The following is a 25,949-nucleotide window of genomic DNA, read 5'->3' as shown; positions in this document are numbered from 1 at the left end:
CGCCATGCAAGCCGCCTCACCTACCCCCCTCACCGTGCTCGGCCTCGAGAGCAGTTGCGACGATACCGGCGCGGCCGTCGTGCGCTGGGCCGAGGGGGCGCCGCCCGCCATCCTGTCGAACGTGGTCGCCGGGCAGGCCGATCTGCATGCGGCCTTCGGTGGCGTGGTGCCCGAGATCGCCGCCCGCGCCCATGCCGAGAAGCTCGACCTCGTGGCGGAGCGGGCGCTCTTCGAGGCGGGGCTCGGGCTTTCCGACCTCGATGCGGTGGCCGTCACCGCGGGGCCGGGGCTGATCGGCGGCGTGATGGCGGGGGTGATGTGCGCCAAGGGGATCGCGCTCGGCGCCGGCCTGCCGCTGATCGGGGTCAACCACCTCGCCGGCCACGCCCTGACGCCCCGGCTGACCGACGGGCTGACCTTCCCCTACCTGATGCTCCTCGTCTCCGGCGGGCACTGCCAGTTCCTCGTGGTCGAGGGGGCAGAGAGCTTCCGCCGCCTGGGCGGCACGATCGACGACGCGCCGGGAGAGGCGTTCGACAAGGTCGCGCGCCTGCTCGGCCTGCCCCAGCCCGGCGGCCCTGCGGTGGAGCGCGCGGCGGCGCAGGGCGACCCCGCCCGCTTCGCCTTCCCCCGACCGCTGCTCGACCGGCCGGGCTGCGACCTGTCGTTCTCGGGGCTCAAGACCGCCGTCCTGCGCGCCCGCGACACGGCGATGGCCGGGGCGGGCGGGCTGCGCCGGCAGGACAGGGCCGATCTCTGCGCCGGGTTCCAGAGCGCCGTGGCCGAGGTGCTCGCCGAGAAGAGCCGCCGCGCGCTGGCGGTCGCCGGAGACGTCGCGGCCTTCGCCGTGGCGGGCGGCGTCGCGGCCAATGGCGAGATCCGCACCGCGCTCATGCAGGTGGCCGATGAGGCGGGCGTGCCCTTCACCGCGCCGCCGCTGGCGCTGTGCACCGACAATGCCGCGATGATCGCCTGGGCGGGGATCGAGCGCCTGCGCCTCGGCGCGCGCGATGGCTTCGACCTGCCGGCCCGCCCGCGCTGGCCGCTCGACTCGGGCGCCGCGCCGCTCGTGGGCGGCGGCCGCAAGGGCGCCAAGGCCTGAGCCTTGCACCCGACGGCCCGGGGCGCGAAAGTGCGGCGCGACCAGAAGGACAGGCCGGAGCGAGGGACGAATGAAGGTGGTGCTCATCTGCCGCGACAAGCCGGGGGCGCACGACATCCGCGCCGCCAACCGCGACGCGCATCTCGCCTACGCCGCCGAGACGGGCGCGGTGTGGATGGGCGGGCCGTTCCTCGACGAGGCGGGCAACATGACCGGCTCGCTCATCATCCTCGAGATCGAGAGTCTCGAGGCGGCGAAGGCATGGTCGGCGGCCGACCCGTACGTCAGGGCCGGTCTCTTCGAGAGCGTCACCATCGACGCCTGGAAGAAGACGGTTGGCTGATGGCCTTCTGGCTGTTCAAGTCCGAGCCGTCGACATGGTCGTGGGACGACCAGGTGGCGAGGGGCGCGGCCGGCGAGGAATGGGACGGCGTGCGCAACTACCAGGCGCGCAACCACATGCGCGCGATGCGGGAGGGCGACCGCGGGTTCTTCTACCATTCCCAGAAGGAGAAGGCGGTCGTCGGCATCGTCGAGGTGATCGCCGAGGCGCATCCCGATTCCACCACCGACGACGACCGGTGGGAGTGCGTCGACGTCAAGGCGGTGCGCCCCTTCGCCCGGCCGGTGACGCTCGATCAGGTCAAGGCCGAGCCCGCGCTGGCCGGCATGGCTTTGCTGAAGAACTCGCGCCTGTCGGTGCAGCCGGTCACCGAGGCCGAATGGCGGCGAGTCTGCGAGATGGGCGGAACCGACCCCGACTGAGGGCGGGGCCGTCGCATCGCGGCGCCTGCCCGAATCGCAGGGCCCGCCCGAGCATTGACCGGACGAGCAGCGTGCGGCCCGGGACAGCGTGTCGCCCGATGGCGCCGATGCCCTTTGGTTCGGCATCGCAGCCCATCGCTGCGGCGGCGGTCACACCGGACGTGAATGGCCGAGGATGGTGAGCCCGGAAGGATTCGAACCTTCGACCAATTGATTAAAAGTCAACTGCTCTACCACTGAGCTACGGGCCCACTCAGGGGCGGGCAGATACGGCCCGGGGCGCGCCCGGTCAAGGGCGAAAACCCCGATGCTCCGCGCGACGGACTGGATCAGACCGCGCGCGTTGTGTATCCGGCGCGCGATGGATGGCACCGACCCGCAGACGCGCCTGCGCTTCATGAAGATGCACGGCCTCGGCAACGACTTCGTCGTGCTCGACGCCCGCGCGGGCGGCGTGACGGTGACGCCTGCGCTGGCCCGCGCGCTGGGCGACCGGCACCGCGGCGTCGGCTTCGACCAGCTCGCGGTGATCGAGGCGGATGCCGAGGCGGCGGCCCGGCTGACCTTCCGCAACGCCGACGGCTCGCTGTCGGCCGCCTGCGGCAACGCCACCCGCTGCGTCGCCCGTCACCTGATGGACGAGACGGGCGCGCGCGCCCTCGCCCTGCGCACCGAGCGCGGCCTGCTCGCCTGCGAAGATGCGGGCGGGGGGCTGACTCGGGTCAACATGGGGCCGCCGGTGCTCGACTGGCGCGCGATCCCGCTGGCCGAAACGGTCGACACGCTGCACCTGCCGATCCCGGGCGACCCCGTCGCGGTGGGCATGGGCAACCCGCATTGCGTGTTCTTCGTGAGCGACGCCGACGCCGTGGACCTCGCCGCGTTCGGCCCCGCGCACGAGACGCACCCTCTCTACCCCGAGCGCACGAATGTCGAGGTGGTCGAGGTGCGCTCGCCAGAGACGATCCGCCTGCGGATATGGGAGAGGGGGACGGGCGTGACCCTCGCCTCGGGCTCGTGCGCCTGCGCGGCGGCGGTCGCCGCGGCGCGGCGGGGGCTGACCGGCCGCGCCGTGCGGGTCGAGGTCGATGGCGGCACGCTGCATGTCGACTGGCGCGACGACGGGGTGTGGATGACCGGAGCGACCGCGCATGTCTTCGACGGGGTGTTGACCGCAGCCTTCCTCGCCGCGCTCGCAGAGACGGAGCCCGCCTGATGGATGCGCGCGCCCCCCGCTTCGCCACGCTCGGCTGCCGCCTCAACGCCTACGAGACCGAGGCGATGAAGGAACTCGCGCAAGCCGCGGGCCTGTCGGACTCGGTGGTGGTCAACACCTGCGCCGTCACCGCCGAGGCGGTGCGCAAGGCCCGGCAGGAAATCCGCCGTCTGCGCCGCGAGAACCCCACCGCGCGGATCGTGGTGACGGGCTGCGCCGCGCAGGTCGAGCCGCAGACCTTCGCCGACATGGCCGAGGTCGATCATGTCGTCGGCAACGCCGAGAAGATGCGCCCGGAGACATGGGGCGCGCTCGCGCTGGGCGAAACCGAGCGCGTGCAGGTCGACGACATCATGTCGGTGCGAGAGACGGCGGGCCACCTGATCGACGGCTTCGGCACGCGGGCACGCGCCTATGTCCAGATCCAGAACGGCTGCGACCACCGCTGCACGTTCTGCATCATCCCCTACGGCCGCGGCAACTCGCGCTCGGTGCCCGCGGGTGTCGTGGTCGAGCAGATCGCGCGGCTGGTCGACCGCGGCTACGAAGAGGTGGTGCTGACCGGCGTCGATCTCACCTCGTGGGGGGCCGATCTGCCCGCCACGCCGCGGCTGGGCGACCTGGTGCGGCGGGTGCTCAGGCTGGTGCCGGGCCTCCCGCGCCTGCGGCTGAGCTCGATCGACTCGGTCGAGGCCGACCCGGCGCTGATGGAGGCGCTGGCGACCGAGCCGCGGCTGATGCCGCACCTGCACCTGTCGCTTCAGGCGGGCGACGACATGATCCTCAAGCGGATGAAGCGGCGGCACGCGCGCGACGACGCGATCCGCTTCTGCGAGGAGGCGCGTGCCTGCCGACCCGACATCGCCTTCGGAGCCGACATCATCGCGGGCTTCCCGACCGAGACCGAGGCGATGTTTGCCAACTCCCTGCGCCTTGTCGAGGAATGCGGGCTGACATGGCTGCATGTCTTTCCGTTCTCGCCCCGCCCCGGCACGCCCGCCGCGCGGATGCCGCAGGTCGACGGCGGCACGATCAAGGCCCGCGCCGCGCGCCTGCGCCGGCTGGGGACGGAGCGGGTCGCCGCCTTCCTGGCCGATCAGGTCGGGCGGGAGCCGACCGTGCTGGTCGAGAGTCCGCGCATGGGCCGGACGGAGCAGTTCGCCGAGGTGATCTTCGCCACCGATCAGCCGGTGGGTCGCATCGTGGCCGCCCGTGTCGTCGGGCACGACGGCACACGTCTGCTGGCCGAGCCGGCCTGACGGCGCACGGAAGCGGTTGATCAGCGCCCCGCCGTCGCCTACGCCACGACGAAAGGAGAGCGCCATGCGGATTATCGCCCTGGTCATCGCGGCGAAGGTCGTGCTCTACATCCTCGTGGGCCCGGGCGAATGAGCGCGCGCCCCCTCCAGCTGTACCACACCCCCGCCTCGCCCTTCGCGCGCAAGGCGGTCGTGACGCTGATCGAGACCGGCCACGCCGACGAGGTGGAGCTGATCGACACGCAGGCCACGCCGACCACGCCGGACCCGCGGCGCATCTCGGTCAACCCGCTGGGCAAGATCCCCGCGCTGGTGCGCCCCGACGGGCCGACCCTCTTCGACAGCCGGGTGATCTGCCGCTACCTCGACGCGCGCGCCGGCGGCGGCCTCTACCCCGAGGCCGGCCTGTGGGAGGTGCTGACGCTCGAGGCGCTGGCCGACGGGATCATGGATGCCGCCGTGCTGATGGTCTACGAGCACCGCTGCCGCCCCCCCGAGGGGGTGAGCGCGGAGTGGGTCGAGGCGCAGTGGGGCAAGGCGAGCCGCGCGCTCGACGCGCTCGAGGACCGGTGGATGCCGCACCTCGCCGGCCGTCTGACGATGGCGCAGGTCGCCGTCGCCTGTGCCCTCGGTTACCTCGACCTGCGCCACGACGGGCGCGACTGGCGGCAGGGGCGGCCAGCCCTCGCGGCATGGGAGGCGCGCTTCGCCGAGCGGCCGGCGCTGGCGGCAACCCGGCCCGGCTGACCGGCATCCGCCCCGTTGGGGGACGGGCTTCCGCCCCGTTCGGGGCCGGCCCGGAGGCGGCGCCGACGCGGCCGGAAGGACGCGACGCGCGGTCGGATCGGCACACTGGCTGATGTTAGCGCCCCAATCGCGACAACCTGCCGCATCTGTGCGCGCGTGTCCGGTGGACTGTTCGCCAACCGCCCTCTAGATACCCCGCCAAGGTCGGCGAGGACGGGTACGCCCTGCGCGGACTCTATCCGACGATACGAGCAAGAAGGGAGTAGCCACGTGTCCCAGGCAGAAGACCACGGCGGCGGCTCGCGCCGCGATTTTCTCTACTATGCCACCGCGGGGGCCGGGGCCGTGACCGCCGGCGCGGCGATCTGGCCCCTCGTCAACCAGATGAACCCGTCGGCCGACGTTCAGGCCCTCTCGACCATCCGGGTCGACATCTCGACCATCGAGGTCGGCAGCCAGATGACCGTGAAGTATCTCGGCAAGCCGGTCTTCATCCGCCGTCGCACCGAGGAGGAGATCGCCGAGGCGCGCGCCGTTGACGTCGACTCGCTTCCCGACAAGATCGCGCGGAACGTGAACATCCCCGGCAACGTGCCGGCGACCGACGAGAACCGCGCCCTCGACGAATCCGGAGAATGGCTCGTCCAGTGGGGCGTCTGCACCCACCTCGGCTGCGTGCCGATCGGCGATGGCGCCGGCGATTTCGGCGGGTGGTTTTGCCCCTGTCACGGGTCGCACTATGACTCGTCGGGCCGCATCCGCAGGGGGCCCGCGCCCGAGAACCTGCCCATCCCGGCAGCAGAATTCGTCGACGACGTGACCATCCTGCTCGGCTGACTGATTGAGGGAGAGCACAGAGATGTCCGGAATTCCCCACGACCATTACGAGCCGACGAGCCGGGGCGAGAAGTGGCTGCACAGCCGCCTGCCCCTCGTCGGGCTGATCTACGACACGATCATGATCCCCACCCCCAAGAACCTGAACTGGATGTGGATCTGGGGGATCGTGCTGACCGTCGCGCTGGTGCTGCAGATCGTCACCGGCATCGTGCTGGCCATGCACTACACGCCGCATGTCGACCTGGCCTTCGCCTCGGTCGAGCACATCATGCGCAACGTGAACGGCGGCCACATGCTGCGCTACCTGCACCAGAACGGCGCGTCGCTGTTCTTCGTCGCGGTCTATGCGCACATCTTCCGCAATCTCTACTACGGCTCCTACAAGAGCCCGCGCGAGATCACGTGGATCATCGGCATCCTCATCTACCTCTGCATGATGGGCACCGCCTTCATGGGCTACGTGCTGCCTTGGGGGCAGATGTCGTTCTGGGGCGCCACCGTGATCACCGGCCTGTTCGGCGCGATCCCCTTCGTGGGCGACTCGATCCTGGTGTGGCTGCAGGGCGGCCCGGCGGTGGATAACGCGACGCTGCAGCGCTTCTTCTCGCTGCACTACCTGCTGCCGTTCGTGATCGCGGGCCTGACGGTCGTGCACATCTGGGCCTTCCACACGACGGGCAACAACAACCCGACGGGGGTCGAGGTGCGGCGCACCTCGAAGGACGAGGCCGAACGCGACACGGTGCCGTTCTGGCCCTACTTCGTCATGAAGGACCTGTTCGCGCTGGGCGTGATCATGGTGGTGTTCTTCGCCATCGTGGGCTTCATGCCGAACTATCTCGGTCACCCCGACAACTACATCGAGGCCAATCCGCTGGTGACGCCGGCGCACATCGTGCCCGAATGGTACTTCCTGCCGTTCTACGCGATCCTGCGCGCCTTCGACTCCGAGGTGTGGCTGGTGATGTTCGTCGACTGGATCACCTTCGGCATCGTGGACGCCAAGTTCTTCGGCGTGCTGGCGATGTTCGGCGCGATCGTGGTGATGGCGCTGGCGCCGTGGCTCGACACGTCGTCGGTGCGCTCGGGTCGCTACCGTCCGATGTTCAAGTGGTGGTTCGCTCTCTTCGTCGTCAACTTCTTCGTCCTGATGTGGGCGGGGGCGATGCCGGCCGAGGGGATCTACCCCTACATCGCGCTGATCGGCTCGACCTACTGGTTCGCCTATTTCCTCGTAATCCTGCCGCTGCTCGGCGTGATCGAGAAGCCGCTGCCGCAGCCCGCGACGATCGAGGACGACTTCAAGGCCAAGTACGTGGAGCGTGACGACGACGACGATGCCGTCGCGGCGCCGACGCCCGCGGAATGACCGGAAAGGACGCAAGACAGATGTTCAGAAACCTCACCCTTTCCGTGATCGCTGCCCTCGGCCTGACGGCCGGGGGGGCGATGGCTGCCGGCGAGGCAGGCCAGGTGACCGATTACGACTTCTCGTTCGAGGGGCCGTTCGGCACCTACGACCAGATGCAGCTCCAGCGGGGCATGCAGGTCTACACCGAGATCTGCTCGGCGTGCCACGGCCTGCGCTACGTGCCGTTCCGCACGCTGGGCGACCCGGGCGGCCCCGGCCTGCCGGAAGATCAGGTGCGCGCCTATGCCGAGATGTTCGAGGTGTTCGATCCCGAACTCGACGGCGGCTTCGGTGGCTTCCGCCCGGCCACGCCGGTCGACCACTTTCCCGAGAGCCAGTTCGAGGGTGCGCCCGACCTGAGCCTGATGGCCAAGGCGCGGGCGGGCTTCAGCGGCCCCTATGGCACCGGCCTCGCCCAGCTCTTCAAGGGTATGGGCGGCCCGGAATACATCGCGTCCTACCTCAGCGGATATACCGGCGAGGACAGGATGGAGGCGGGCACGCTGCTCTACGAGAACACCGTCTTCCCGGGCGGCTGGACGCAGATGGCCCCCGTCTTCTACGGCGACGACGTCCTCTACGAGGATGGCACCGCGGCGACGATCGAGCAGCAGGCGCAGGACGTGGCAGCCTTCCTGATGTGGACGGCCGAGCCCAAGATGATGGCGCGCAAGCAGACCGGCTTCGCCGCCGTGATCTTCCTCGGCGTTCTGACGGTGCTGCTGTATCTCACCAACAAGCGGCTCTGGGCCCCCATCAAGGCCCGCGCGAAGGAAACGCCGGCCGAGTGACATCTCGCGCCAGCGACGACGCGATGAGTGGGGCGCGCCTGCCAGGCGCGCCCTTTCTCGTTGCGCAGCTCCCCCGGAGGAGCGGAACACGCGTCACGGCCTGCCGTTGCCCCGGCGGATCAGATCCGACCAGCACCGGAGTTTGCCATGCCCCCCCGCACTGCAACCGCCCTTCCCCTCGCCGCGCTGGTCGCGGCCGGCCTCGCCGCCCACGTCTCGGCTCAGGAGGGCCGGGCGACGCTGTCGGTCGCCGAAACCGGCGACTACCTCGTCGGCCCCGAGGGCAAGCCCGTCTACCTCTTCACCACCGACACGCAGGGCAACGGGGAGCCGCCCGTCCTCTCGTGCCCGGTCGAGTGCAGGGAGGTCTGGCCGCCTGTCGAGGTCGAGGGCGACGTGCGTCTTGGCGACGACGTGAACGCGGAGATGGCCGGCACCGTCGAATTCGACCGGCGCTCCGTCGCCACCTACAACGGCTGGCCGCTCTATACGTTCGAGCGCGACACTGCCGGCGAGCCACCACGAGGCAACCATGTCGAGAGCTTCGGCGGCGAATGGTACCTGATCGGGCCGGACGGCACCCGCGTCGAGGACATGGCCGGCTGAGCGCCGCACGTCCCGTTCCTGCCGGGATGATCGCTTGAGGGGCCGCTCCCGCCCCGTTAGACGGGCGGGGAAGGAGAGCGCGCCCCATGAGCCTGAACACGTTCGGTCACGTCTTCCGCGTCACCACCTGGGGCGAGAGCCACGGGCCCGCCCTCGGCGCCACGATCGACGGCTGCCCGCCCGGCGTGCCGCTGACCGAGGCCGATCTGCAGGTGTGGCTCGACAGGCGCAAGCCCGGGCAGAGCCGCTACACCACCCAGCGCAAGGAGGCCGACGCCGTCGAGATCCTGTCGGGTGTGTTCGAGGGGGTGACGACGGGCACCGCGATACAACTGATGATCCGCAATACCGACCAGCGGTCGAAAGACTATTCCGAGATCGCCGACAAGTTCCGCCCCGGCCATGCCGACATCACCTACTGGCAGAAATACGGCCTGCGCGACTATCGCGGCGGCGGCCGCTCCTCGGCGCGCGAGACGGCGGCGCGGGTGGCCGCGGGCGGCGTCGCCCGCGCGGCGCTGACGGCGCTGGCACCAGAGCTGCGGATCATCGGCTACATGGTGCAGATGGGGCCGAAGCGGCTGGACCGGGACCGGATGGATCTCGGCGAGATCGACAAGAACCCGTTCTTCCTGCCCGACGCCACCGCGGCCGTGGAATGGGCCGATTATCTCGACGCCCAGCGCAAGTCGGGCAGTTCCGTGGGTGCCACGATCGAGGTGGTGGCGCAGGGCGTGCCCCCCGGCCTCGGCGCCCCGATCTACGCCAAGCTGGATGCCGACCTCGCCGCGGCGATGATGTCGATCAACGCGGTCAAGGGCGTCGAGATCGGCACAGGGATGGCGGCCGCGGCCCTCACGGGCGAACAGAATGCCGACGAGATCGCCATGGGCGCGGGCGGGCCGGTCTATTCGTCCAACCACGCCGGCGGAATCCTCGGCGGAATCTCGACCGGACAGGACGTCGTGGTGCGCTTCGCGGTCAAGCCCACCTCGTCGATCCTCACCCCCCGCCGCACGATCACCACGGGCGGAGCGGAAACCGAGATCGTCACCAAGGGCCGGCACGACCCCTGCGTGGGCATCCGCGCAGTGCCTGTGGGCGAGGCTATGATGGCCTGTGTGCTGCTCGACCACCTGCTCCTCGACCGCGCCCAGACCGGCGGCATCCGCGGCCGCATCGGCTGAGGCCGGCGAGGTTCCCGCGCGCTGTTCCGGTCCGGCGGCGCCCGGCGCGAGGGCGGCCGTGCGCGCCTGCCCCGCCGGCGCCCGGCCTTATCCCTTGTCGGGTGCCAGCGGCGCCGGCGCCGCCCGGGCGAGCTGAACGGCAAGGATGCCGCCCATCACGATCGCCACGCCGGCGAGATCGGTCCAGCCCATCCGCTCGCCCAGCACCAGCGCCGCGATGGCCACGCCGAAGAACGGGTTGAGAAAGTGGAACGTGGCCGCCCGCGTCGCGCCGATCCGCCCCACCAGCAGGAACCAGACGACCGTCGCAGCGAGGCCGGGCACCAGCGTGGTGTAGGCGAAGGCGGCGGCGAGCGTCCACGACGGTTGCACCTCCCACGTCTCGAACAGCACGGCCGGCACGAACAACGCTGCCGAACCTACCCACATCTGCAGGCCCACGATCATCAGCACGTTGCCGCCCGACGAGGCGCCGCGCACCGACAGCGTGGCGAAGGTGAGCGCGACCACGCCGACGACGCAGAGCGAGACCCCCCAGGGGTCGGCCCCGCCCTGCACCCGCGTGCCCATGATCAGCGCGACACCTGCAAGGCCCGCCACCAGCCCCGCGATACCGAGCGGCGGCAGGCGCTCGCCGAAGGCCAGCCACGAGGCGAGCGCCACGGCCAGCGGCATGGTCGAGGCGATGATCGCGGCGAGCGAGGCCTCGACCGTCTGCATCGCCACGAAGTTGAGCCCCAGATAGAGGGCGTTCTGGCACAGGCCGAAGACGACGGTCGCCCGCGCCTGCCCCTTGGTGAGCCGCCATGTCTGACCCAGCGCGGCAGCGATGCCGACGGCCAGCGTGCCCGAGATCAGAAAGCGGATGGCGAGCGCTGCGAGCGGCGGCGCATCGGCCACGATGATGCGGGCCGAGGCAAAGGCCGACGACCACATGACCGCGAAGGCCAGCCCCATGACCAGTGCGCGCAGCTCCATCAGGAGGGCGGCTGCCAGAGCTCGACCGGGTTTCCCTCGGGGTCGTAGATGCGGGCGAAACGGCCGTGCGGCCCGTCCCATTCATCGCGCCGCTCGGCCGCGATTCCAAAGACGGCGAGGCGGGCCAGCAGATCGTCGAGGTCGTCGACACGGAAGTTGAGCATGAAATCCCGCCCGGGCGGGAAGTAATCGGTATCGGCGGGGAAGGGAGCAAAAACGGTATACCCCGCCTGCTGGCTCCACGGCGCCTCGCCGCCGCCCACGCCGAGATGCGTCTCGTACCAGCCGGCCAGCTGCTCGGGATCCTTCGCGCGGAAGAACACGCCGCCGATGCCGGTCACCTGTGCCATGACGCCCTCCCATGGGCGGGTCGGGAGTGAGAAAGGGCCGCCCGCGCGGGCGACCCTTTCAGCAAACTTCAGCGAGAGGCAAGCCTCAGCCGTTGACGCTGTCCTTCAGCGCCTTGGCGATGGTGACCTTCACCTGCTTGTCGGCCTCCTTCTTGATCTGCTCGCCCGTCGCCGGGTTGCGCACCATGCGCTCCGGGCGCTCGCGGCAGTAGATCTTGCCGATGCCCGGCAGCGTTACGGCGCCGCCGCCGGCGACCTCCTTGGTGACGATGTCGGTGATCGCGTCGAGCGCGGCGCCCGCCGTCTTCTTGTCGCTGCCCATTTCGTCGGCGAGCGCGGCGACGAGCTGCGTCTTAGTCATCGGCTTGTTGGCCATGTGGGTCTCCTCGTGTCCGCCCCCCTTTTTCTTGGGGGTCTGATCCAGTGATTCTACGCCATCTAGCGCACGCTCACAACGATTAGTGGCGCGTCAATCAAGAAAACAAGGGTTTTCGAGCCTCCGAGCGCCGATCAGAGGAAGGCTGTTTCCTCGAAGCTGCGCAATTTGCGGCTGTGGAGGCGCTCGAGGGGCATGTCGCGCAGCCGTTCCATCGCGCGGATGCCGATCAGCAGGTGGCGGGCGACCTGCGTCTTGTAGAAGTCCGACGCCATGCCCGGCAGCTTCAGCTCGCCGTGCAGCGGCTTGTCGGAGACGCACAGAAGCGTGCCGTAGGGCACCCGGAAGCGGAAGCCGTTGGCGGCGATCGTGCCCGACTCCATGTCGAGGGCGATGGCGCGCGACTGGCTGAGGCGCTGCACCGGGCCGGACTGGTCGCGCAGCTCCCAGTTGCGGTTGTCGACGGTGGCGACCGTGCCGGTGCGCATGATGCGCTTCAGCTCGAAGCCCTGCAGCTCGGTCACCTGCGCCACCGCCTGCTCCAGCGCCACCTGGATCTCGGCCAGCGGCGGGATCGGGACCCACACCGGCAGGTCGTCGTCGAGCACCTTGTCCTCGCGCAGATAGGCATGGGCGAGCACGAAATCGCCCAGCTTCTGGCTGTTGCGCAGGCCCGCGCAGTGGCCGACCATCAGCCATGCATGGGGGCGCAGCACCGCGATGTGGTCGGTCGCCGTCTTGGCGTTCGAAGGCCCGACCCCGATGTTGACCAGCGTGATCCCCGCGCCGTTCGGCCGCTTGAGGTGGTAGGTCGGCATCTGCGGCAGCTTGGGCGGCACCGGCAGCATGCCACGCGGATCGGTCAGCACGTGGTTGCCCGGTCCGACGAAGCTCTCGTAGCCGCTTGCGGGATCGGCCAGCGCGACACGGGCGTAGGCCTCGAACTCCTGCACGTAGAACTGGTAGTTCGTGAACAGGACGTGGTTCTGGAAGTGCTCGGCATCCGTCGCGGTGTAGTGCGACAGGCGCGCGAGCGAATAGTCGATGCGCTGCGCGGTGAAGGGGGCGAGCGCGCCCGAGCCGTCCTCGTGGTGGAACTCGTAGCCGTTGACGATGGCGTCGTTCGTCGTGGCGAGGTCGGGCACGTCGAACACGTCGCGCAGCGGAAAGTCGAGCGCCCCCTCCTGCGGCACGGTGGGGTCGTCGGCCCCCGCCATGGCGAAATGGATCGGGATGGGCGTTTTCGACGGCCCGATCTCGACCTGTTGCCCGTGGTTCTCGATCAACAGGCCGATCTGCTGGATCAGGTAGTTGCGGAACAGGTCGGGCCGCGTGATCGTGGTCGAATACGTTCCCGGCAACGGGACGTGGCCGAAGGCCAGCCGCGTGTCGGCCTCGGCAAAGCTGGTGGTGGTGAGGCGGATCTCGGGATAGTAGGCGCGAAAGCGGGTGTCGGGCTTGCCGGCCCGCACCGTATCGGCGAAGCGGCCGCGCAGGAAGCCGATGGCGCCGTCGTAGAGCTGTTGCAGGCGGTCGACGGCGGCCTCGGCATCGCGGAACAGCGCCGGTGCCTGGCCATCGGGCGTCAGGACCGGGGCGACACGATCGCGAACGTTCATGGCGCGGCCCTCCGGCCGAGGGAATGCGGGACGGCGCAGAGCGAATGGATCATGGAACATGTGGTATCAGCCATGGCAGAGTCTTTCGTATCCGGAGCGCCGATGCAAGCGGCGACAGAGATGTCGGGGCTGGCCAAGAGGCCGTCGGCATGATCCCATCCGTGCCGTTCCCGTGGCAGCGCCCCGTGACCGGGGCATAACAGGAGGGCCGAGATGAACGCGCCGCGCACCGCCAACATCACCCACTGGGACGAGCGGGTGGACCTTGCCGCCGCCCTGCGCTGGGCCGCGAGGCTGAACCTGCACGAGGCCGTGGCCAACCACTTCAGCCTTGCCGTGACCGAAGCAGGCACGCGCTTTCTGGTCAATCCCAACCGGCGGCACTTCTCCCGCGTGCGCGCCTCCGACCTGATCGAGATCGACGCGACCGACCCTGCCACGCTCGACCGCCCCGACGCGCCCGACGCCACGGCGTGGGGCCTGCACGGCGCTCTGCACCGGCGGGTGCCGCATGCCCGCTGCGCGATGCACGTCCACTCGCCCTTCGCCACCGTGCTCGCCTGCCTCGAAGACCCGCGCCTGCCGCCGCTCGACCAGAACGCCTGCATGTTCTACGGCCGGCAGCTCATCGACACGCATTATGGCGGGCTGGCGCTCCAGGAAGAGGGCGAACGCTGCGCCGAGCTGCTCTCCGACCCCGCGCTGTCGGTGCTGATCATGGGCAACCACGGGGTGATGGTGGTCGGCGAGACGGTCGCGCAGACCTTCGACCGGCTCTACTACTTCGAGCGCGCGGCCGAGACCTATATCCGCGCCCTGCAGACCGGCCGGCCCCTGCGCATCCTCTCCGACGAGATCGCCGCCAAGACCGCCGCCGAACTCGAGAGCGAGCCTTCGGGCGGCGCGGCGCACCTGGCCGAGCTCAAGGCGATCCTCGACGCAGAAGGGGCTGACTATGCCAGCTGAGCGCGCGGGGCTCGCGCCCTTCCTCGATGCACAGGCGCCGGTGATCGACACGGTGATGGCAGAGCTCGCCCGCGGCCGGAAGGAGACGCACTGGATGTGGTTCGTCTTTCCCCAGCTTCGCGGCCTCGGCCGGTCGGAGCGGGCGCGCTTCTACGGCATCGAGGGGCTGGAAGAGGCGCGCGACTACGCCGCCCACCCGGTGCTCGCTCCGCGACTGCGTGCGGCGGCAGAACTGGTGCTGTCGCATGCCGGGCGGCCGGCCGAGGCGATCATGGGCGCGGTCGACGCGGCCAAGCTGCGCTCCTGCGCGACGCTCTTCGCCGCTGCCGACCCCGCAGCGCGCGTCTTTCCGGCGCTGCTCTCGGCCTTCTACGACGGCACGCCCTGCCCAGAGACGGCAGCGCGGGTCTGAGCGATGGCGGGCACCCTTCTTTCGCTCGGTCACGGCTATTCGGCGCGGACGCTGGCGCAGAGCCTCGGCCCCGGCTGGCGCGTGATCGGCACGACCCGCAGCCCGGACAAGGCCGCCGCCCTGCGCGAAGAGGGCGTGGAGCCGCGGGTCTGGCCGGGCGCCGACCTTTCCGACGACATCGCCGAGGCGACCCACATCCTGGCCTCGGCCGGCCCCGACGAGGCAGGCGACCCGTTCCTGCGGCGTCTCGGCGGGGCACTGGCGCGGGCACGGCCGGCCTGGGTGGGCTATCTCTCCACCACCGGCGTCTACGGCGACGCCGACGGCGATTGGGTCGACGAGGACAGCCCGCTTGCGCCGGGCACCGAACGGGGACGCCGCCGGGCGCTCGCCGAAGAGCAGTGGCGCACGGTCTCGGAAGATGGCGGCTGGCCGCTCGCCATCTTTCGTCTCGCCGGCATCTACGGCCCCGGCCGGGGTCCCTTCGAGCGGGTGCGCAGCGGCACGGCGCGGCGGATCGTCAAGCCCGGCCAGGTCTTCTCGCGCATCCATGTCGACGACATCGCCCAGGTCGTCGCTGCCGCCATGGCCCGACCCGAGGCGGCCGCGCCCGGCGGCACCGCCTTCAACGTGTGCGACGACGATCCGGCCCCCCCGCAGGACGTGCTGGAGGAGGCGGCCCGCCTGCTCGGCCTGCCACCGCCCCCGGAGGTGCCCTTCGAGGCGGCCGGGATGTCTCCCATGGCCCGCAGCTTCTACGCCGAGAGCAAGCGGGTGCGGAACGACCGGATCAAGGAGCGTCTCGGCGTGCGCCTGCTCTACCCGACCTACCGCGAGGGCCTCGCCGCCGTGCTCGCCGCCGAGGGCGGCTGAGCCGTCAGCCGAGCTCGGCCAGCCGCGCCTCCTGCCGGGCGATCAGCGCCTCGATCTCGGCGACCGTCTCTTGCGACAGGGCCGGCCCGGGCTTGCGCAGGGCAGGGTGGGCGATGGCGCCGCGCTTCGCCAGCGTGTGCTTGCGGATGGCCAGCCCGAGGCCCGGCTGGCTCTCGTAGCGCACGAGGGGCAGGTAGGCGGCGAAGGTGGCGTGCATCCGCTCGGTCTCGCCCGCGTGCCAGAGGCGCACGATCGCGGCCATCATCTCGGGGTAGGCGAATCCGGTCATCGCGCCGTCGGCGCCGCGTGCCATCTCCTCGGGCAGGAACAGGCCGCCGTTGCCGGTGAGAATCGAGATGCGCCGCCCGCCGGCGGCCGAGGTGCGACGCAGCGCGCTGATCTTTTCCAGCCCCGGCCAGTCCTCGTGCTTGAGCATGACGCAGCGCGGGCACTCCGCCACGATACGGTCGATCACCTTCGGCGCGATCTGCACGTTCGTCACCAGCGGAAAGTCCTGCAGGACCCACGGGATGTCGCCCAGCATTTCGGCCACGGTGCGGTAGTAGCCCAGGATCTGATCGTCGGTGCGCAGGCTGCCGGGGGGCGCCACCATGACACCGGCCGCGCCCGCCTCCATCGCCTCGCGCGCCAGGGCGGTGATCGCGGCAAAGCCGGGGGCCGAGACACCCACCACCACCGGCAGGTCGGTGCGCGCGCAGACCCGGCGGACGACAGTCACCGATTCTTCTGCCGTCAGCTTTCCCGCCTCGCCCATCATGCCGAGGATGGTCAGCCCCGTCGCGCCCTTCTCGACGTAGAAATCGACCATGCGGTCGATGCTGCCCTCGTCGAGCGTGCCGTCGGGCAGGAAAGGGGTGCAGGCGATGGTGAAGACGCCGGAGGCGGTTTCATCGAGCATGTGCAGGCTCCTGTGCGTGGGTGAGACCGAGGGCGATCTGGCTCAGCGCCATCGCCGCGCCGGCCTGGCAGGGGTCGATCACGGGCAGGCCGGTGGCCTCTTCCAGCCAGGCCCGCGCATGGGCCATGCCGGCACATCCGAGGATCAGCACGTCGGCGCCGTCGTCGTCGCGCAGCGCGAGGGCTGTCTCCTCCATCCGGTCGCGCGCGTCGGCGGCAGCGAGGTCGCCCACGCCCAGGCCGATGGCGCGGTCGCCGGCGCAGCGGCCCTCGATCCCCATGGCGCGAAGCGCGCGCCGGTGGCGGGGGATCGAGGCGGGCAGGATCGAGATCACGCCGAAGCGGTCGCCGAGCGACAGCGCCGTCAGGCAGGCCGCTTCGCCGATGCCGGTCACGGGCAGGGCCGTGCGGCCGCGCAGTGCATGCAGGCCGGGGTCGGAGAAGCAGGCGATCACGAAGCCCGCCGCCTCGGCCTCCAGATCGGCGGCGAGGGAAAGCAGGTGCGGCACCGTTGCGTCGGCCTGTGCCTGGCTCTCGATGCCGGGCGGGCCGTCGTGCAGCGTGACGCAGCGGATCGGCGTGCCGCGGCCCGTCAGCGGCGCGATGGCCTCGGCGATGCCGTCGGTCACGTGCTCCGACGAATTGGGGTTGATGACGACGAGCGCGCGGTCGAAGGTCATGCCGGGGCTCCGTGCCGGCGCGTGGGGGCGGGGCCTGTCCGACGCGGGTGGGCGGGCGGGGCGTCGGACAGGCCCCGCCCGGACAGGCCAAGCAGGGGGGGTCCAAGCACGGGCAGGTCCCGCCCCGAGGGAGACGCCCGGCCGCCGCGGGCCGCATGGCCGTGCGCAGGGTTCATGCGCCCTCCCGTGTCGGCGTCTGGATCTCGATCTGATGGCCCTCGGGATCCTCGAAGGTGAAGACGCGAATGCCGAGGGCGTCGTTGTCGCGCACGGGTGTCAGCGCACCCACCCGCCGCGCCGCGGCCCAGACATGCCATGCGTCCACATCCGGCACCCGCAGGCAGAGCTGGACGGGCTTGCTGTCCGATGCGCGGTGGGCGCCCCTGGCTTCGTCGACGAGACCGACATGGGCGCCGCCGGCCAGCCGGTAGATGCGAGACCAGACCTGGTCGATCGCCAGCGGCAGGCCGAGCACGTCTTCGTAGAACCGCGCCGCCGCGGCGAGATCGCGATAGTAGAGAAACGTGATCGCGAGGGTCGCGCCTTCGGGGCGGGCGGCGGCGCTCATCGCGGCGCCCCCGGCTCCGGGCGGGCGATCCAGCGGCCGGACCCGGGCCCGGCGTGCAGCACCCCGTCCTCGACGATGGTCTCGCCGCGCAGGAGCACGCGCTCGGGCCAGCCGGTGACGGTGTGGCCCTCGAACGGGTTGTAGCCCACGTTGTCGTGCAGGTCGTCGGCGCCGTACGTGTGGGTGCGCCCCGGATCCCAGAGCACGAGGTCGGCGTCCATGCCCGGCGCGATGTCACCCTTGCGCGGCAGGCCGTAGAGGCGGGCGGGCGCGGTCGCCGTCAACTCCACGAAGGCCTGCGCGCCGAGCCGCCCCTGGGTCACCATCGCGTCGAACAGCAGCGGCAGCCGCAGCTCGAGGCCCGGCTGGCCGTTGGCGATCCTGTCGAACGGCGGAGCCTCTCCCGCCGCGAGCTTGCCGGAGGCGTCGAACCGGTAGGGCGCGTGGTCGGACGAGACGAGCGCGAGGTCGCCGCGCGCCAGACCCTCCCACAGAGCGTCGCGGTCGGCGGGCGCGCGCTGCGGGGGCGAGCACATCCACTTGGCGCCCTCGAGGCCGGGGCGGTCGAGATCGGCCTCTGTCTGGAACAGGTAATGCGTGCAGGTCTCGGCCAGCACGGGCGCGCCGCGGGCGCGGGCGGCGCGCACTTCCTCCAGCGCCTCGATGCAGGTGACGTGAAAGATCATCACCCGCGCGCCGGTCAACTCGGCGAAGCGGCAGATGCGGTGCACGGCCTCCGCCTCGGCCTCGCGCGGGCGGGAGGCGGCGTGGTCGAGCGGCCGGGTCCGGCCGGCCGCCAGCAGGCGGGCGCGCTCACGGGCGACGATGGCGTCGGTCTCGCAATGCACGCAGACCAGCGCGCCGGCTTCGCGCGCGGTATCCATGACCGAGAGGATCTCCGCGTCGCCGAGGCCGATCGCGTAGGTGGTGAAGACCTTGATCGAGCGGTGCCCCTCTGCGGCGAGGGCCATCAGGTCGTCGTGGAAGTGGGGAGCGGCCGGATCTGCCACCGAGACGTGAAAGGCGTGATCCACCCGCGCCCCGCGCCGGGCGCGGTCGGAATAGGCGGCGACGGTGTCACGCGGGCGCTCGCCCCGCATCTGGGCGGCGAAGGAGATCAGCGTCGTCGTGCCCCCCATCGCGGCGGCCGCGGTGGCGGTCTCGAACGTGTCGGCGTTCACGAGGCCCATGCCCGAGAGCTGCTCGATATGGCAATGCGGGTCGACGCCGCCGGGCGTGACGACCCGGCCCGCTGCATCGATCTCGCGGTCGGCCGGGCCGAGGCCGGCGCCCAGCGCCACGATGCGCCCGCCTGATACGGCGATGTCGCCGGTGAAGCGGCCGGCCCGGGCGATCACGTCGCCGCCGCGGATCACGATGTCGTAGGTCATGCGGCCCTCGCCCCCCGGATCGCGGCGCAGGACCCCTGCGGTTCCGCGCCGGGGTGCAGAATGGGCCGGGCGGACGGGCGCCGCAAGGGCCGCGCCGGGCTTGCGGCACGCCAGCCCGCATGCGAACGGAGGTCCATGCAGCAACGCCCCCACGCCCTCCCGCTCGGCCTTGCCCGGATCAGCGCCGCGTTCCTCGCCGCGATCGCGCTCTGGCTCTTCTGGGCCGCAGCCCCGGCGCATGCGCAGGTGCTGCCGATCCCGGGCCTGCCCGACGCGCTGGGCGGCGTCGGCGGGGGGCAGCCCGCGCAACCCGCCCAGCCGACGCCGGAAGCGCCGACCGAGACGGCCCCGGGGGAGAGCGCAGCGCCCCGGGCCGGGGGCAGCCCGACCGAGGCCCTGATCGACATCCTGCGCGACGAGGCCGCACGCGAGGCCCTGATCCGCGAGCTGGAAGCCGCGGCCGCCGGAGCGGCGGACGGCGCGGGTGCGGCCGCGAGCGACGGCGGAGCGCAGCCGCCCGACGGGGTGGCGGCGCCTGCACCCGCGCCCGCAGCGCCCGCGGCCGATAACACCATCGGCGCCCGTGCCGCCGACGCGACGCGGCAGGTGGCCCGCTGGCTGGTCGACGAACTCGGCCAGATCTGGCTGAGGGTGCAGCGCATTCCCTCCACGGTCGCCCTGTCGGCGCGCGCCTTCGAGGGAAACGCCCTGATCGAGGCGGTCCACAGGATCGCGCCGCTGGCCCTTGCCATCTACACGAGCTTGATCGTGCTGCGGCTGATCGCGCGCCCCCTGCGCCGCCGCATGCTGCCGAAGCGCCCCGATCCGAACTGGTTCAACCGGGTGTTCCGCCGTCTCGGTGCCAGCGCGCTCGATCTGGTCACCCTGCCCTTGGCGGTCTTCGCCGGCATATTCGCGCTCTTCGCGCTCGGCCTCGTCCAGGCAGACGAGAACGGGCAGGCGCAGCTCTCCGACAGTGGCGCATTGTTCATCTACGCCTTCGCGGCAGTCGAGATATCGGCGGTCCTCCTGCGCCTCGTCCTGTCACCCCTGACGCCCGAAGTGCGGGTGGTCGGCCTGCCCGACGTGGCGATCCGCTGGTTGTGGCGGGTCGGCATCTCGGTGATCTACGTGATGGGCTACGGCCAGTTCTGGGTCGTGCCAGTAGTGTCCTCGGGGGTGTCTGTCTTCGTGGGCCGGGCAACGGCGGCGGTGCTCTCGACCCTGGTGGTCGCCGGTCTGATCGTGTTCGTGCTGAGGTGGCGGCGCGGCGTCGCCGACTGGCTGGCCTCGGAAGAGCGGACGATGCCCCTTGCAGGCCCCCTCAAGCCGCTGGCCCTGCGCTGGCACTGGCCGGTGCTGGCCTACCTGTTCTACGTGCTGATCACGGTGATGACGCGGCCGGGCAACGTGCTGGTGCCGCTGCTCGTCACCACCTCGCAGGTGGCCCTGGTGATCGTCGTGGCGGCCGTTCTGTTCGGCGCCCTCGCGGCGGCAGCCGCGCGGCGCCTGCGCGTGCCCGATGCGCTCGCGCTGCGCCTGCCGCTGCTCGAGGAGCGCCTGAACCAGCTCGTGCCCGCGGTGCTGCGGATCGCGCGGCTGTTGATCGCGGTGGTCGCGCTTGTCGTGGTGCTCGAGATCCTCGGGCTGCAGACGCTGGGCGGCCTGCTGACCTCCGACGCGGTGGAGCGGCTGTCGAGCGGGCTGTTCAGCGTGTTCCTGATCGTCGCGGTCCTGTCGGTGGTCTGGCTCGGCATGACCTCGTGGGTCGACTACCGGCTCAACCCCTTCGTCGGCTCGGTGCCCACCCCGCGCGAGATCACCCTGCTGACGCTGATGAAGAACGCCGCGACCGTGGCCATCATCATCATCGGCGGCATCACCTCGCTCGCGCAGCTCGGCATGAACGTGGGGCCGCTGATCGCCTCGGCCGGTGTGATCGGCCTCGCCATCTCGTTCGGCGCGCAGCGCATGGTCGAGGACATCTTCTCGGGCATCTTCATCCAGGCCGAGGGCGCGATGAACGTGGGCGACGTGGTCGATGTCGGCGGCACCGTCGGCACGGTCGAGAAGCTGACGGTGCGCTCGGTCACCCTGCGCGACCTGTCGGGCGTGGTGCATGTCATCCCGTTCTCGTCGGCCGCCAAGATCTCGAACTACATGCGCGAGTTCTCCTATCATGTGGCGGATATCGGCGTCGCCTATCGCGAGAACGTCGACGACGTGCGCCAGGCCATGAACGACGCCTTCGACGAGCTGCGCCGCGACGAGGAGGTTGGGCAGCACGTGATCGGCGACCTCGAATGGTTCGGCCTCAATGCCTTCGGCGCGAGCGAACTGGTGATGCGGGCGCGGATCAAGACGGCGCCGGGCCAGCAATGGGGCGTCGGACGGGCCTACAACGGCATCGTCAAGCGCATCTTCGACGAGCGGGGCATCGAGATACCGTTCCCGCACCAGACGCTGTATTTCGGCGAGGACAAGCAGGGCAAGGCGCCGCCGCTGCACATGCGGATCGAGCGGGAGCGTGCGGCCGCCAGCCGCGAGGAGACGCCACGCGAGTCCGAGCCGACGAGCACGCACCAGACCGTGCACGGCACCGACATGCCCGCCTCCGACGACCCCTGATGCCGCCTTCAGCCGCGGATCATCCGCTTGATCGTGCGCCGGATGTGCTCCGGCGCGGCCACCGGGGCCTCGGCCAGGGCGCGGGCCTCCTCGACTAGCGCCTCTCTCGGCACGATCCGGTCCACGAGGCCCCAGGCAAGCGCGGTCTCGGCGTCGATCTTCTGACCCGCCATCAGCAGCATCCGCGCGCGCGACGGCCCGATCAGCGCCGCGAGGCGCGCGGGGTCGGACGGCTGCGGCAGGAAGCCGAGCCGCATCACCGGGTAAAAGAAGCTGGCCCCCGGCACCGCGAGCCGCAGGTCGCAGGCCAGTGCCATGCCGAAGGCGCCGCCGGCGAGCGTGCCGTTCAGCGCCGCGACCGTCAGGAAGGGCAGCCGCGCGATCCGCGACGACACCTCCTCCCACACACCGTCGGTCGCCAGCCCCGCCCGCGCCGCGTCGATGTCGGCCCCCGAGGAGAAGACCTTGCCGGTGCCCGTCAGGATCAGCGCGGCCAACCCGGCCTGCTCGGCCTCGGCCGCCGCATCGCGGATCTGCACCAGCATCTCGCGCGTGAGCGCGTTGGCCTTGTCGGGTCGGTCGAGCGTCAGCGTCCAGACCGGGCCGTCGCGGTCGAGCCGGATCACCGCGACAGCCCCAGCGTGGCGCGGATGCCCTCGTCGCGCAGGCTGATCTCCTGCCCCGCATGGGCGGCCGCCTCGGGCCCGCACATCCAGACCAGCGCCTTGGCCGGCCAGTCGGGCGGGATATGCTCCGACCAGTCGAGCTGGCTGACCGGGTTGATGCCCGAGGCCCTTATCTCGCGCTGCATGTCGGTGGCGACGGTGCCTGGCGAGAGGCCCATGGCGCGGATGCCGCGCGGCCCGTATTCCTTGTCGAGCATGCGGGTCAGCATGGCCGCGCCCGCCTTCGACGCGCAATAGGCCGACCAGCCTTCGACCGGCCCGTGCGCCGCGCCCGACGAGACGGTGATGACCGTGCCGCCGCCCTGCTCCAGCATCACCGGCAGCGCCGCGCGCATCCCGTGGAAGACACCCTTGAGATTCACGTCGATGGCCTGGCCCCATGCGTCGGGGTCGAGGCCGCCCATGTGGCCGATCGGGTCGATGATGCCGGCATTGCCCACCAGCACGTCGAGCCGCCCGAAGGCACCCACCGTCGCCTTCACCGCCGTCTCGACCTCCCAGTAGCGCGACACGTCGCACGGGATGGCGATGGCGTGATCGGGCCCGATCTCGCCGGCGATCTCGGCGATGCTGTCCTCGGTGCGGGCGAGAAGCGCCACCCGGGCGCCGGCCTCGGCGAAGGCGCGCGCGGCGGCCGCGCCGATCCCCCGGCTCGCCCCGGTGATCATGACCGACTTGCCGTCCATCCCGCCCATGCGTGCCTCCATGTCTGTTGCGCGCCGACGCTACCGAGCCGCGGCAGGGCGATCAACGGGCGCCCGAGGCGCACCCGCCGAGGGCGGCGCTCAGCCCCGGGCGTCGAGCGCCGCGCGCACCGCGTCGGGGCGGGGGATGGGCGCGACCGCGCCGTAGCCCGTCGTCGAGAGCGACGCCGCGGCGGCGGCGTAGCGCGCCGCGTCGAGGGCCGTGTCGTTAAGGGCCAGGCGGGCGAGGAAGGCGCCGTCGAAGCAATCGCCCGCGCCGGTGGCGTCGACCGCCTCGACCGCGACGCCCGGCACGTGGGTCACCGTCTCGCCGTCGGCCAGAAGCACGCCTTCCCTGCCGAGGGTCAGAGCCACGATCCCGGGGCCGAGGTCGCGGATGGCCGCCACGATGCGCTCGGGATCGTCCTCGCCCAGAACCGCCCTTGCGTCGTCGATGCCCGGCAGGGCGATATCGGCGCGCGACAGCGCGTCGAGGATCGCGGACCGCGCGTCGTCCAGCGGCCAGAGCGCAAGGCGCAGGTTGGTGTCGTAGGAAACGCGGGCGCCCGAAGCGCGCGCCGCCTCCATCGCCGCGACGGTGGCGGCGCGCGCGCTCTCGCTGATCGCCTGGCTGATACCGGAAAGGTGCAGGATTCCGGCCGCCTCGATGGCGGCGCGCGGCAGGGTGCCGGGCGTCATCCGGCTCGCGGCCGAGCCCGCCCGGCGATACTCGAAGGCATGCCCCTCGTCCCCGTGGGTGACGAAGTAGAGGCCCGTTGGCGCCTCGGCATCGGCCTCGACGGCGGCGGCATCGACGCCCTCGGCCGCCCACATCTCGCGCAGCATCCGCCCGAAGCCGTCAGAGCCCAGCCGCGTCGCGATGCCCGCCCGCGCGCCCTGACGGGCCGCGGCGACCGCCACGTTCGACACATCGCCGCCGAAGCCCTGGCGCCATTCGGTGCCGCCGACCTGGTTGAACTCGACCAGCGGCTCGCCAAGGCAGAGGATCTGGCAGCCCATGCGCCCCCCTCAGTGGTTGTTGCGCGGCAGGTGCCGGCCCGCGATGTCGCGGTGTTCGGTCGCCCCGCGCATCACCGCGCCCTTGTCGAAGGGGCGCACCTTCTCGCGGAACAGCGCCTGCCAGGGCGACTGGCTCTCGGGGACGGGATAGCCGCCGGCCGCTTCGAGCTCCGCCCGCCTGCGCGCGATCTCGTCCTCGGGCACGAGCATGTCGGCGCGGCGGGTATTTAGGTCGACGCGCACCCTGTCGCCCATGCGCAGCAGGGCCAGCCCCCCGCCGTCGGCCGCCTCGGGCGCGGCGTTGAGGATCGACGCCGAGCCGGACGTGCCCGATTGCCGGCCGTCTCCGATGCAGGGCAGCGCGCGGATGCCGCGCCTGATGAGGTAGGAGGGCGGGCGCATGTTCACCACTTCGGCCCCGCCGGGATATCCGATCGGCCCGGCCCCGCGCATGACGAGCACCGTATGCTCGTCCAGTGCGAGTGCGGGGTCGTCGATACGGGCGTGATAATCCTCGGGCCCGTCGAACACCGCCGCGGTGCCCTCGAAGGCCATGGGGTCGTCGGCCGTCTCGAGGTAACGCGCGCGGAACTCGTCGCCGATGGCCGAGGTCTTCATGATCGCGGAGTCGAAGAGATTGCCCGAGAGGTTCAGGAACCCCGCGTTCCGCAGGATCGGCGCGTCGAGGGTGCGGATCACGTCGGCGTCGTGGATCGGAGCGCCCGCGTAGAGATCGCGCATCGTGCGGCCCGCGGCGGTGGGCGCGTCGGGGTGCGGCAGCAGCCCCGCCCGCAGCAACTCTCCCACGACGGCCGGCACGCCGCCCGCGCGGTGGAAATCCTCGCCGAGATAGGTGCCGACGGGCTGGAGATTGACCAGGAGAGGGATCTCGTAGCCGATCCGCTCCCAGTCGGCGTTCGTCAGTTCGATGCCGAGATGCGCCGCGATGGCGTTGAGGTGGATGGGCGCGTTGGTCGAGCCGCCGAGCGCCGAACACACGACGATGGCGTTCTCGAACGCCTCCCGCGTCATGACACCGGCGGGCCGCAGATCCTCGTGCACCATCTCGACGATGCGCTGCCCGGTATGCCACGCCATCTGACCCCGCTCGCGGTGCGGCGCGGGGATCGCGGCCGAGCCGGGAAGCTGCATGCCGAGCGCCTCGGCGAGCGAGTTCATCGTCGTCGCCGTGCCCATCGTGTTGCAGTAGCCGACCGAGGGGGCCGACGAGGCGGCGATCTGCAGGAATTCCTCGGCGTCGATCTCGCCGGCGGCCATGCGCTGCCGTGCGTCCCAGATCACGCTGCCCGAGCCCGCGCGTTTGCCCTTGTGCCAGCCGTTGAGCATCGGCCCGACCGAAAGCGCGAGCGCGGGAATGCCCACCGTCGCCGCCGCCATCAGCAGCGCCGGCGTGGTCTTGTCGCAGCCGATGGTCAGAACCACGCCGTCGATCGGGTAGCCGAACAGGCTCTCGACCAGCGAGAGATACTGCAGGTTGCGGTCGAGCATCGCCGTCGGGCGCTTTCCCGTCTCCTGGATCGGGTGGCACGGCACCTCGAGCGGCACGCCGCCCGCCGCGGTGATGCCGTCGCGCACGCGCTTGGCCAGTTCGAGATGGTGGCGGTTGCAGGGCGACAGGTCGCTGCCCGTCTGGGCGATGGCGATGATCGGCTTGCCCGCGCGCAGCTCGTCCAGCGTGAGCCCGTAGTTGAGATAGCGCTCGATGTAGAGCGCCGTCATCTCGGGATCGTCGAGATTGTCGAACCACTGGCGCGAGCGCAGGTCGGGTTTCTTGGTCGTCATGGGTGGCTCCGGTCTGGCCCGAGGCGCACGCGCCGACGGCCGTGCAGCGTGGTCCGGGCGGGTGCGGGTGCGGA

General features: G+C 71.2%; 27 protein-coding genes and 1 tRNA gene. 15 read left to right on the top strand and 13 right to left on the bottom strand.

Going from position 1 to position 25,949, the window contains the following annotated elements:
• Positions 1–4: 4 nt before the first annotated feature.
• The 3 genes from tsaD (at position 5) to DLJ49_RS01985 (ending at position 1,867) form a co-directional block, all read left to right on the top strand.
• On the top strand, positions 5–1,102 hold the full coding sequence (gene tsaD, locus DLJ49_RS01995; RefSeq protein WP_115391849.1) for a tRNA (adenosine(37)-N6)-threonylcarbamoyltransferase complex transferase subunit TsaD: 1,098 nt from the start codon (positions 5–7) through the stop codon (positions 1,100–1,102).
• A gap of 70 nt (positions 1,103–1,172) precedes the next feature.
• On the top strand, positions 1,173–1,445 hold the full coding sequence (locus tag DLJ49_RS01990) for a YciI family protein (protein ID WP_115391848.1): 273 nt from the start codon (positions 1,173–1,175) through the stop codon (positions 1,443–1,445).
• Positions 1,445–1,867, top strand: coding sequence for an EVE domain-containing protein (locus DLJ49_RS01985; protein ID WP_115391847.1), 423 nt, complete (start codon positions 1,445–1,447; stop codon positions 1,865–1,867). Before DLJ49_RS01990 ends, DLJ49_RS01985 begins: the two co-directional genes overlap by 1 nt.
• 176 nt (positions 1,868–2,043) lie before the next feature.
• On the opposite strand, the gene DLJ49_RS01980 is transcribed toward DLJ49_RS01985, so the two are convergent.
• A tRNA-Lys gene (locus DLJ49_RS01980) sits at positions 2,044–2,118 on the bottom strand.
• Positions 2,119–2,228: 110 nt separating this feature from the next.
• On the opposite strand from DLJ49_RS01980, the gene dapF reads away from it, so the two are divergent.
• From dapF to aroC, 8 genes are all read left to right on the top strand, one after another.
• Positions 2,229–3,083, top strand: coding sequence for a diaminopimelate epimerase (dapF, locus tag DLJ49_RS01975; protein WP_115391846.1), 855 nt, complete (start codon positions 2,229–2,231; stop codon positions 3,081–3,083).
• Positions 3,083–4,342: a tRNA (N(6)-L-threonylcarbamoyladenosine(37)-C(2))-methylthiotransferase MtaB gene (gene mtaB, locus DLJ49_RS01970; RefSeq protein ID WP_115391845.1), complete on the top strand. Its 1,260-nt coding sequence runs from the start codon at positions 3,083–3,085 to the stop codon at positions 4,340–4,342. Before dapF ends, mtaB begins: the two co-directional genes overlap by 1 nt.
• A gap of 129 nt (positions 4,343–4,471) precedes the next feature.
• Positions 4,472–5,089 (top strand): glutathione S-transferase, encoded by a 618-nt coding sequence (locus DLJ49_RS01965; RefSeq protein ID WP_115391844.1) that lies wholly within the window; start codon positions 4,472–4,474, stop codon positions 5,087–5,089.
• Between the two features lie 270 nt (positions 5,090–5,359).
• Positions 5,360–5,926 carry a ubiquinol-cytochrome c reductase iron-sulfur subunit gene (gene petA / locus DLJ49_RS01960; protein WP_115391843.1) on the top strand — a complete coding sequence of 189 codons (567 nt, stop codon included), beginning with the start codon at positions 5,360–5,362 and terminating at the stop codon, positions 5,924–5,926.
• A gap of 22 nt (positions 5,927–5,948) precedes the next feature.
• Positions 5,949–7,298 (top strand): cytochrome b, encoded by a 1,350-nt coding sequence (locus DLJ49_RS01955; protein WP_115391842.1) that lies wholly within the window; start codon positions 5,949–5,951, stop codon positions 7,296–7,298.
• Between the two features lie 20 nt (positions 7,299–7,318).
• Positions 7,319–8,131, top strand: coding sequence for a cytochrome c1 (locus DLJ49_RS01950; protein WP_115391841.1), 813 nt, complete (start codon positions 7,319–7,321; stop codon positions 8,129–8,131).
• 147 nt (positions 8,132–8,278) lie between these two features.
• Positions 8,279–8,737 (top strand): COG4315 family predicted lipoprotein, encoded by a 459-nt coding sequence (locus DLJ49_RS01945; RefSeq protein ID WP_115391840.1) that lies wholly within the window; start codon positions 8,279–8,281, stop codon positions 8,735–8,737.
• Positions 8,738–8,823: 86 nt separating this feature from the next.
• Positions 8,824–9,924, top strand: coding sequence for a chorismate synthase (aroC, locus tag DLJ49_RS01940; protein ID WP_115391839.1), 1,101 nt, complete (start codon positions 8,824–8,826; stop codon positions 9,922–9,924).
• 87 nt (positions 9,925–10,011) lie between these two features.
• Here the strand turns inward: aroC and DLJ49_RS01935 are convergent, their stop codons facing one another.
• From DLJ49_RS01935 to DLJ49_RS01920, 4 genes are all read right to left on the bottom strand, one after another.
• A complete protein-coding gene (locus tag DLJ49_RS01935) occupies positions 10,012–10,902 on the bottom strand; it encodes a DMT family transporter (RefSeq protein WP_115391838.1) in 891 nt (296 codons plus the stop codon).
• Positions 10,902–11,252, bottom strand: a complete 351-nt coding sequence (locus DLJ49_RS01930; RefSeq protein ID WP_115391837.1) for a VOC family protein — start codon at positions 11,250–11,252, stop codon at positions 10,902–10,904. The genes DLJ49_RS01935 and DLJ49_RS01930 overlap by 1 nt, the downstream gene beginning before the upstream one ends.
• 85 nt (positions 11,253–11,337) lie before the next feature.
• Entirely contained in the window at positions 11,338–11,628 is a 291-nt protein-coding gene (locus tag DLJ49_RS01925) for an HU family DNA-binding protein (protein ID WP_115391836.1), read from the bottom strand.
• Positions 11,629–11,762: 134 nt separating this feature from the next.
• Positions 11,763–13,247: an AMP nucleosidase gene (locus DLJ49_RS01920; RefSeq protein ID WP_115391835.1), complete on the bottom strand. Its 1,485-nt coding sequence runs from the start codon at positions 13,245–13,247 to the stop codon at positions 11,763–11,765.
• A gap of 213 nt (positions 13,248–13,460) precedes the next feature.
• Between DLJ49_RS01920 and DLJ49_RS01915 the strand changes: the two genes are divergently transcribed.
• Genes DLJ49_RS01915 through DLJ49_RS01905 form a run of 3 tightly spaced genes read left to right on the top strand, consistent with a single transcriptional unit; the run spans position 13,461 to position 15,498 of the window.
• Entirely contained in the window at positions 13,461–14,213 is a 753-nt protein-coding gene (locus DLJ49_RS01915; protein WP_115391834.1) for a class II aldolase/adducin family protein, read from the top strand.
• A complete protein-coding gene (locus tag DLJ49_RS01910; protein ID WP_115391833.1) occupies positions 14,203–14,625 on the top strand; it encodes a DUF1810 domain-containing protein in 423 nt (140 codons plus the stop codon). Before DLJ49_RS01915 ends, DLJ49_RS01910 begins: the two co-directional genes overlap by 11 nt.
• Before the next feature lie 3 nt (positions 14,626–14,628).
• Positions 14,629–15,498: an SDR family oxidoreductase gene (locus tag DLJ49_RS01905; RefSeq protein ID WP_115391832.1), complete on the top strand. Its 870-nt coding sequence runs from the start codon at positions 14,629–14,631 to the stop codon at positions 15,496–15,498.
• A 4-nt stretch (positions 15,499–15,502) separates the two neighbouring features.
• Here the strand turns inward: DLJ49_RS01905 and DLJ49_RS01900 are convergent, their stop codons facing one another.
• The 4 genes from DLJ49_RS01900 to hydA all read right to left on the bottom strand — a co-directional run bounded on the left by DLJ49_RS01900 (position 15,503) and on the right by hydA (position 19,055).
• On the bottom strand, positions 15,503–16,417 hold the full coding sequence (locus DLJ49_RS01900; protein WP_199533273.1) for a dihydrodipicolinate synthase family protein: 915 nt from the start codon (positions 16,415–16,417) through the stop codon (positions 15,503–15,505).
• Positions 16,407–17,096: an aspartate/glutamate racemase family protein gene (locus DLJ49_RS01895; RefSeq protein WP_115391830.1), complete on the bottom strand. Its 690-nt coding sequence runs from the start codon at positions 17,094–17,096 to the stop codon at positions 16,407–16,409. Before DLJ49_RS01895 ends, DLJ49_RS01900 begins: the two co-directional genes overlap by 11 nt.
• Positions 17,097–17,268: 172 nt before the next feature.
• Positions 17,269–17,664: a VOC family protein gene (locus DLJ49_RS01890; protein WP_115391829.1), complete on the bottom strand. Its 396-nt coding sequence runs from the start codon at positions 17,662–17,664 to the stop codon at positions 17,269–17,271.
• Entirely contained in the window at positions 17,661–19,055 is a 1,395-nt protein-coding gene (hydA, locus tag DLJ49_RS01885; RefSeq protein WP_115391828.1) for a dihydropyrimidinase, read from the bottom strand. Before hydA ends, DLJ49_RS01890 begins: the two co-directional genes overlap by 4 nt.
• 135 nt (positions 19,056–19,190) lie before the next feature.
• Here hydA and DLJ49_RS01880 point away from each other — a divergent pair, with 135 nt between their 5' ends.
• A complete protein-coding gene (locus DLJ49_RS01880; protein ID WP_115391827.1) occupies positions 19,191–21,683 on the top strand; it encodes a mechanosensitive ion channel domain-containing protein in 2,493 nt (830 codons plus the stop codon).
• Between the two features lie 8 nt (positions 21,684–21,691).
• Here the strand turns inward: DLJ49_RS01880 and DLJ49_RS01875 are convergent, their stop codons facing one another.
• The 4 genes from DLJ49_RS01875 to DLJ49_RS01860 all read right to left on the bottom strand — a co-directional run bounded on the left by DLJ49_RS01875 (position 21,692) and on the right by DLJ49_RS01860 (position 25,875).
• Positions 21,692–22,309 carry an enoyl-CoA hydratase/isomerase family protein gene (locus DLJ49_RS01875; RefSeq protein ID WP_115391826.1) on the bottom strand — a complete coding sequence of 206 codons (618 nt, stop codon included), beginning with the start codon at positions 22,307–22,309 and terminating at the stop codon, positions 21,692–21,694.
• Entirely contained in the window at positions 22,306–23,064 is a 759-nt protein-coding gene (locus DLJ49_RS01870; RefSeq protein ID WP_369932366.1) for an SDR family oxidoreductase, read from the bottom strand. Before DLJ49_RS01870 ends, DLJ49_RS01875 begins: the two co-directional genes overlap by 4 nt.
• Before the next feature lie 90 nt (positions 23,065–23,154).
• Positions 23,155–24,072: a sugar kinase gene (locus tag DLJ49_RS01865; RefSeq protein ID WP_115391825.1), complete on the bottom strand. Its 918-nt coding sequence runs from the start codon at positions 24,070–24,072 to the stop codon at positions 23,155–23,157.
• A 9-nt stretch (positions 24,073–24,081) separates the two neighbouring features.
• Entirely contained in the window at positions 24,082–25,875 is a 1,794-nt protein-coding gene (locus tag DLJ49_RS01860) for an IlvD/Edd family dehydratase (RefSeq protein WP_115391824.1), read from the bottom strand.
• Between the last annotated feature and the right edge of the window lie 74 nt (positions 25,876–25,949).

It is taken from the genome of Rhodovulum sp. 12E13 (assembly GCF_003340565.1).
Classification (GTDB): Bacteria; Pseudomonadota; Alphaproteobacteria; order Rhodobacterales; family Rhodobacteraceae; genus HLUCCA09.
This window is presented reverse-complemented; position numbering and strand designations above follow the sequence as displayed.

Bases quoted from the DNA above. Each gene is read 5' to 3' on its own strand.
- DLJ49_RS01955 (WP_115391842.1), top strand. From the start codon at position 5,949: ATGTCCGGAATTCCCCACGACCATTACGAGCCGACGAGCCGGGGCGAG.
- DLJ49_RS01865 (WP_115391825.1), bottom strand. From the start codon at position 24,072: ATGGGCTGCCAGATCCTCTGCCTTGGCGAGCCGCTGGTCGAGTTCAAC.
- DLJ49_RS01895 (WP_115391830.1), bottom strand. From the start codon at position 17,096: ATGACCTTCGACCGCGCGCTCGTCGTCATCAACCCCAATTCGTCGGAG.
- DLJ49_RS01880 (WP_115391827.1), top strand. From the start codon at position 19,191: ATGCAGCAACGCCCCCACGCCCTCCCGCTCGGCCTTGCCCGGATCAGC.
- DLJ49_RS01950 (WP_115391841.1), top strand. From the start codon at position 7,319: ATGTTCAGAAACCTCACCCTTTCCGTGATCGCTGCCCTCGGCCTGACG.
- DLJ49_RS01930 (WP_115391837.1), bottom strand. From the start codon at position 11,252: ATGGCACAGGTGACCGGCATCGGCGGCGTGTTCTTCCGCGCGAAGGAT.
- dapF (WP_115391846.1), top strand. From the start codon at position 2,229: ATGGATGGCACCGACCCGCAGACGCGCCTGCGCTTCATGAAGATGCAC.
- aroC (WP_115391839.1), top strand. From the start codon at position 8,824: ATGAGCCTGAACACGTTCGGTCACGTCTTCCGCGTCACCACCTGGGGC.
- DLJ49_RS01900 (WP_199533273.1), bottom strand. From the start codon at position 16,417: ATGCTCGATGAAACCGCCTCCGGCGTCTTCACCATCGCCTGCACCCCT.
- DLJ49_RS01910 (WP_115391833.1), top strand. From the start codon at position 14,203: ATGCCAGCTGAGCGCGCGGGGCTCGCGCCCTTCCTCGATGCACAGGCG.
- DLJ49_RS01915 (WP_115391834.1), top strand. From the start codon at position 13,461: ATGAACGCGCCGCGCACCGCCAACATCACCCACTGGGACGAGCGGGTG.
- DLJ49_RS01905 (WP_115391832.1), top strand. From the start codon at position 14,629: ATGGCGGGCACCCTTCTTTCGCTCGGTCACGGCTATTCGGCGCGGACG.
- mtaB (WP_115391845.1), top strand. From the start codon at position 3,083: ATGGATGCGCGCGCCCCCCGCTTCGCCACGCTCGGCTGCCGCCTCAAC.
- DLJ49_RS01965 (WP_115391844.1), top strand. From the start codon at position 4,472: ATGAGCGCGCGCCCCCTCCAGCTGTACCACACCCCCGCCTCGCCCTTC.
- DLJ49_RS01985 (WP_115391847.1), top strand. From the start codon at position 1,445: ATGGCCTTCTGGCTGTTCAAGTCCGAGCCGTCGACATGGTCGTGGGAC.
- DLJ49_RS01890 (WP_115391829.1), bottom strand. From the start codon at position 17,664: ATGAGCGCCGCCGCCCGCCCCGAAGGCGCGACCCTCGCGATCACGTTT.
- DLJ49_RS01925 (WP_115391836.1), bottom strand. From the start codon at position 11,628: ATGGCCAACAAGCCGATGACTAAGACGCAGCTCGTCGCCGCGCTCGCC.
- DLJ49_RS01920 (WP_115391835.1), bottom strand. From the start codon at position 13,247: ATGAACGTTCGCGATCGTGTCGCCCCGGTCCTGACGCCCGATGGCCAG.
- DLJ49_RS01990 (WP_115391848.1), top strand. From the start codon at position 1,173: ATGAAGGTGGTGCTCATCTGCCGCGACAAGCCGGGGGCGCACGACATC.
- DLJ49_RS01860 (WP_115391824.1), bottom strand. From the start codon at position 25,875: ATGACGACCAAGAAACCCGACCTGCGCTCGCGCCAGTGGTTCGACAAT.
- DLJ49_RS01935 (WP_115391838.1), bottom strand. From the start codon at position 10,902: ATGGAGCTGCGCGCACTGGTCATGGGGCTGGCCTTCGCGGTCATGTGG.
- tsaD (WP_115391849.1), top strand. From the start codon at position 5: ATGCAAGCCGCCTCACCTACCCCCCTCACCGTGCTCGGCCTCGAGAGC.
- DLJ49_RS01945 (WP_115391840.1), top strand. From the start codon at position 8,279: ATGCCCCCCCGCACTGCAACCGCCCTTCCCCTCGCCGCGCTGGTCGCG.
- DLJ49_RS01870 (WP_369932366.1), bottom strand. From the start codon at position 23,064: ATGGGCGGGATGGACGGCAAGTCGGTCATGATCACCGGGGCGAGCCGG.
- hydA (WP_115391828.1), bottom strand. From the start codon at position 19,055: ATGACCTACGACATCGTGATCCGCGGCGGCGACGTGATCGCCCGGGCC.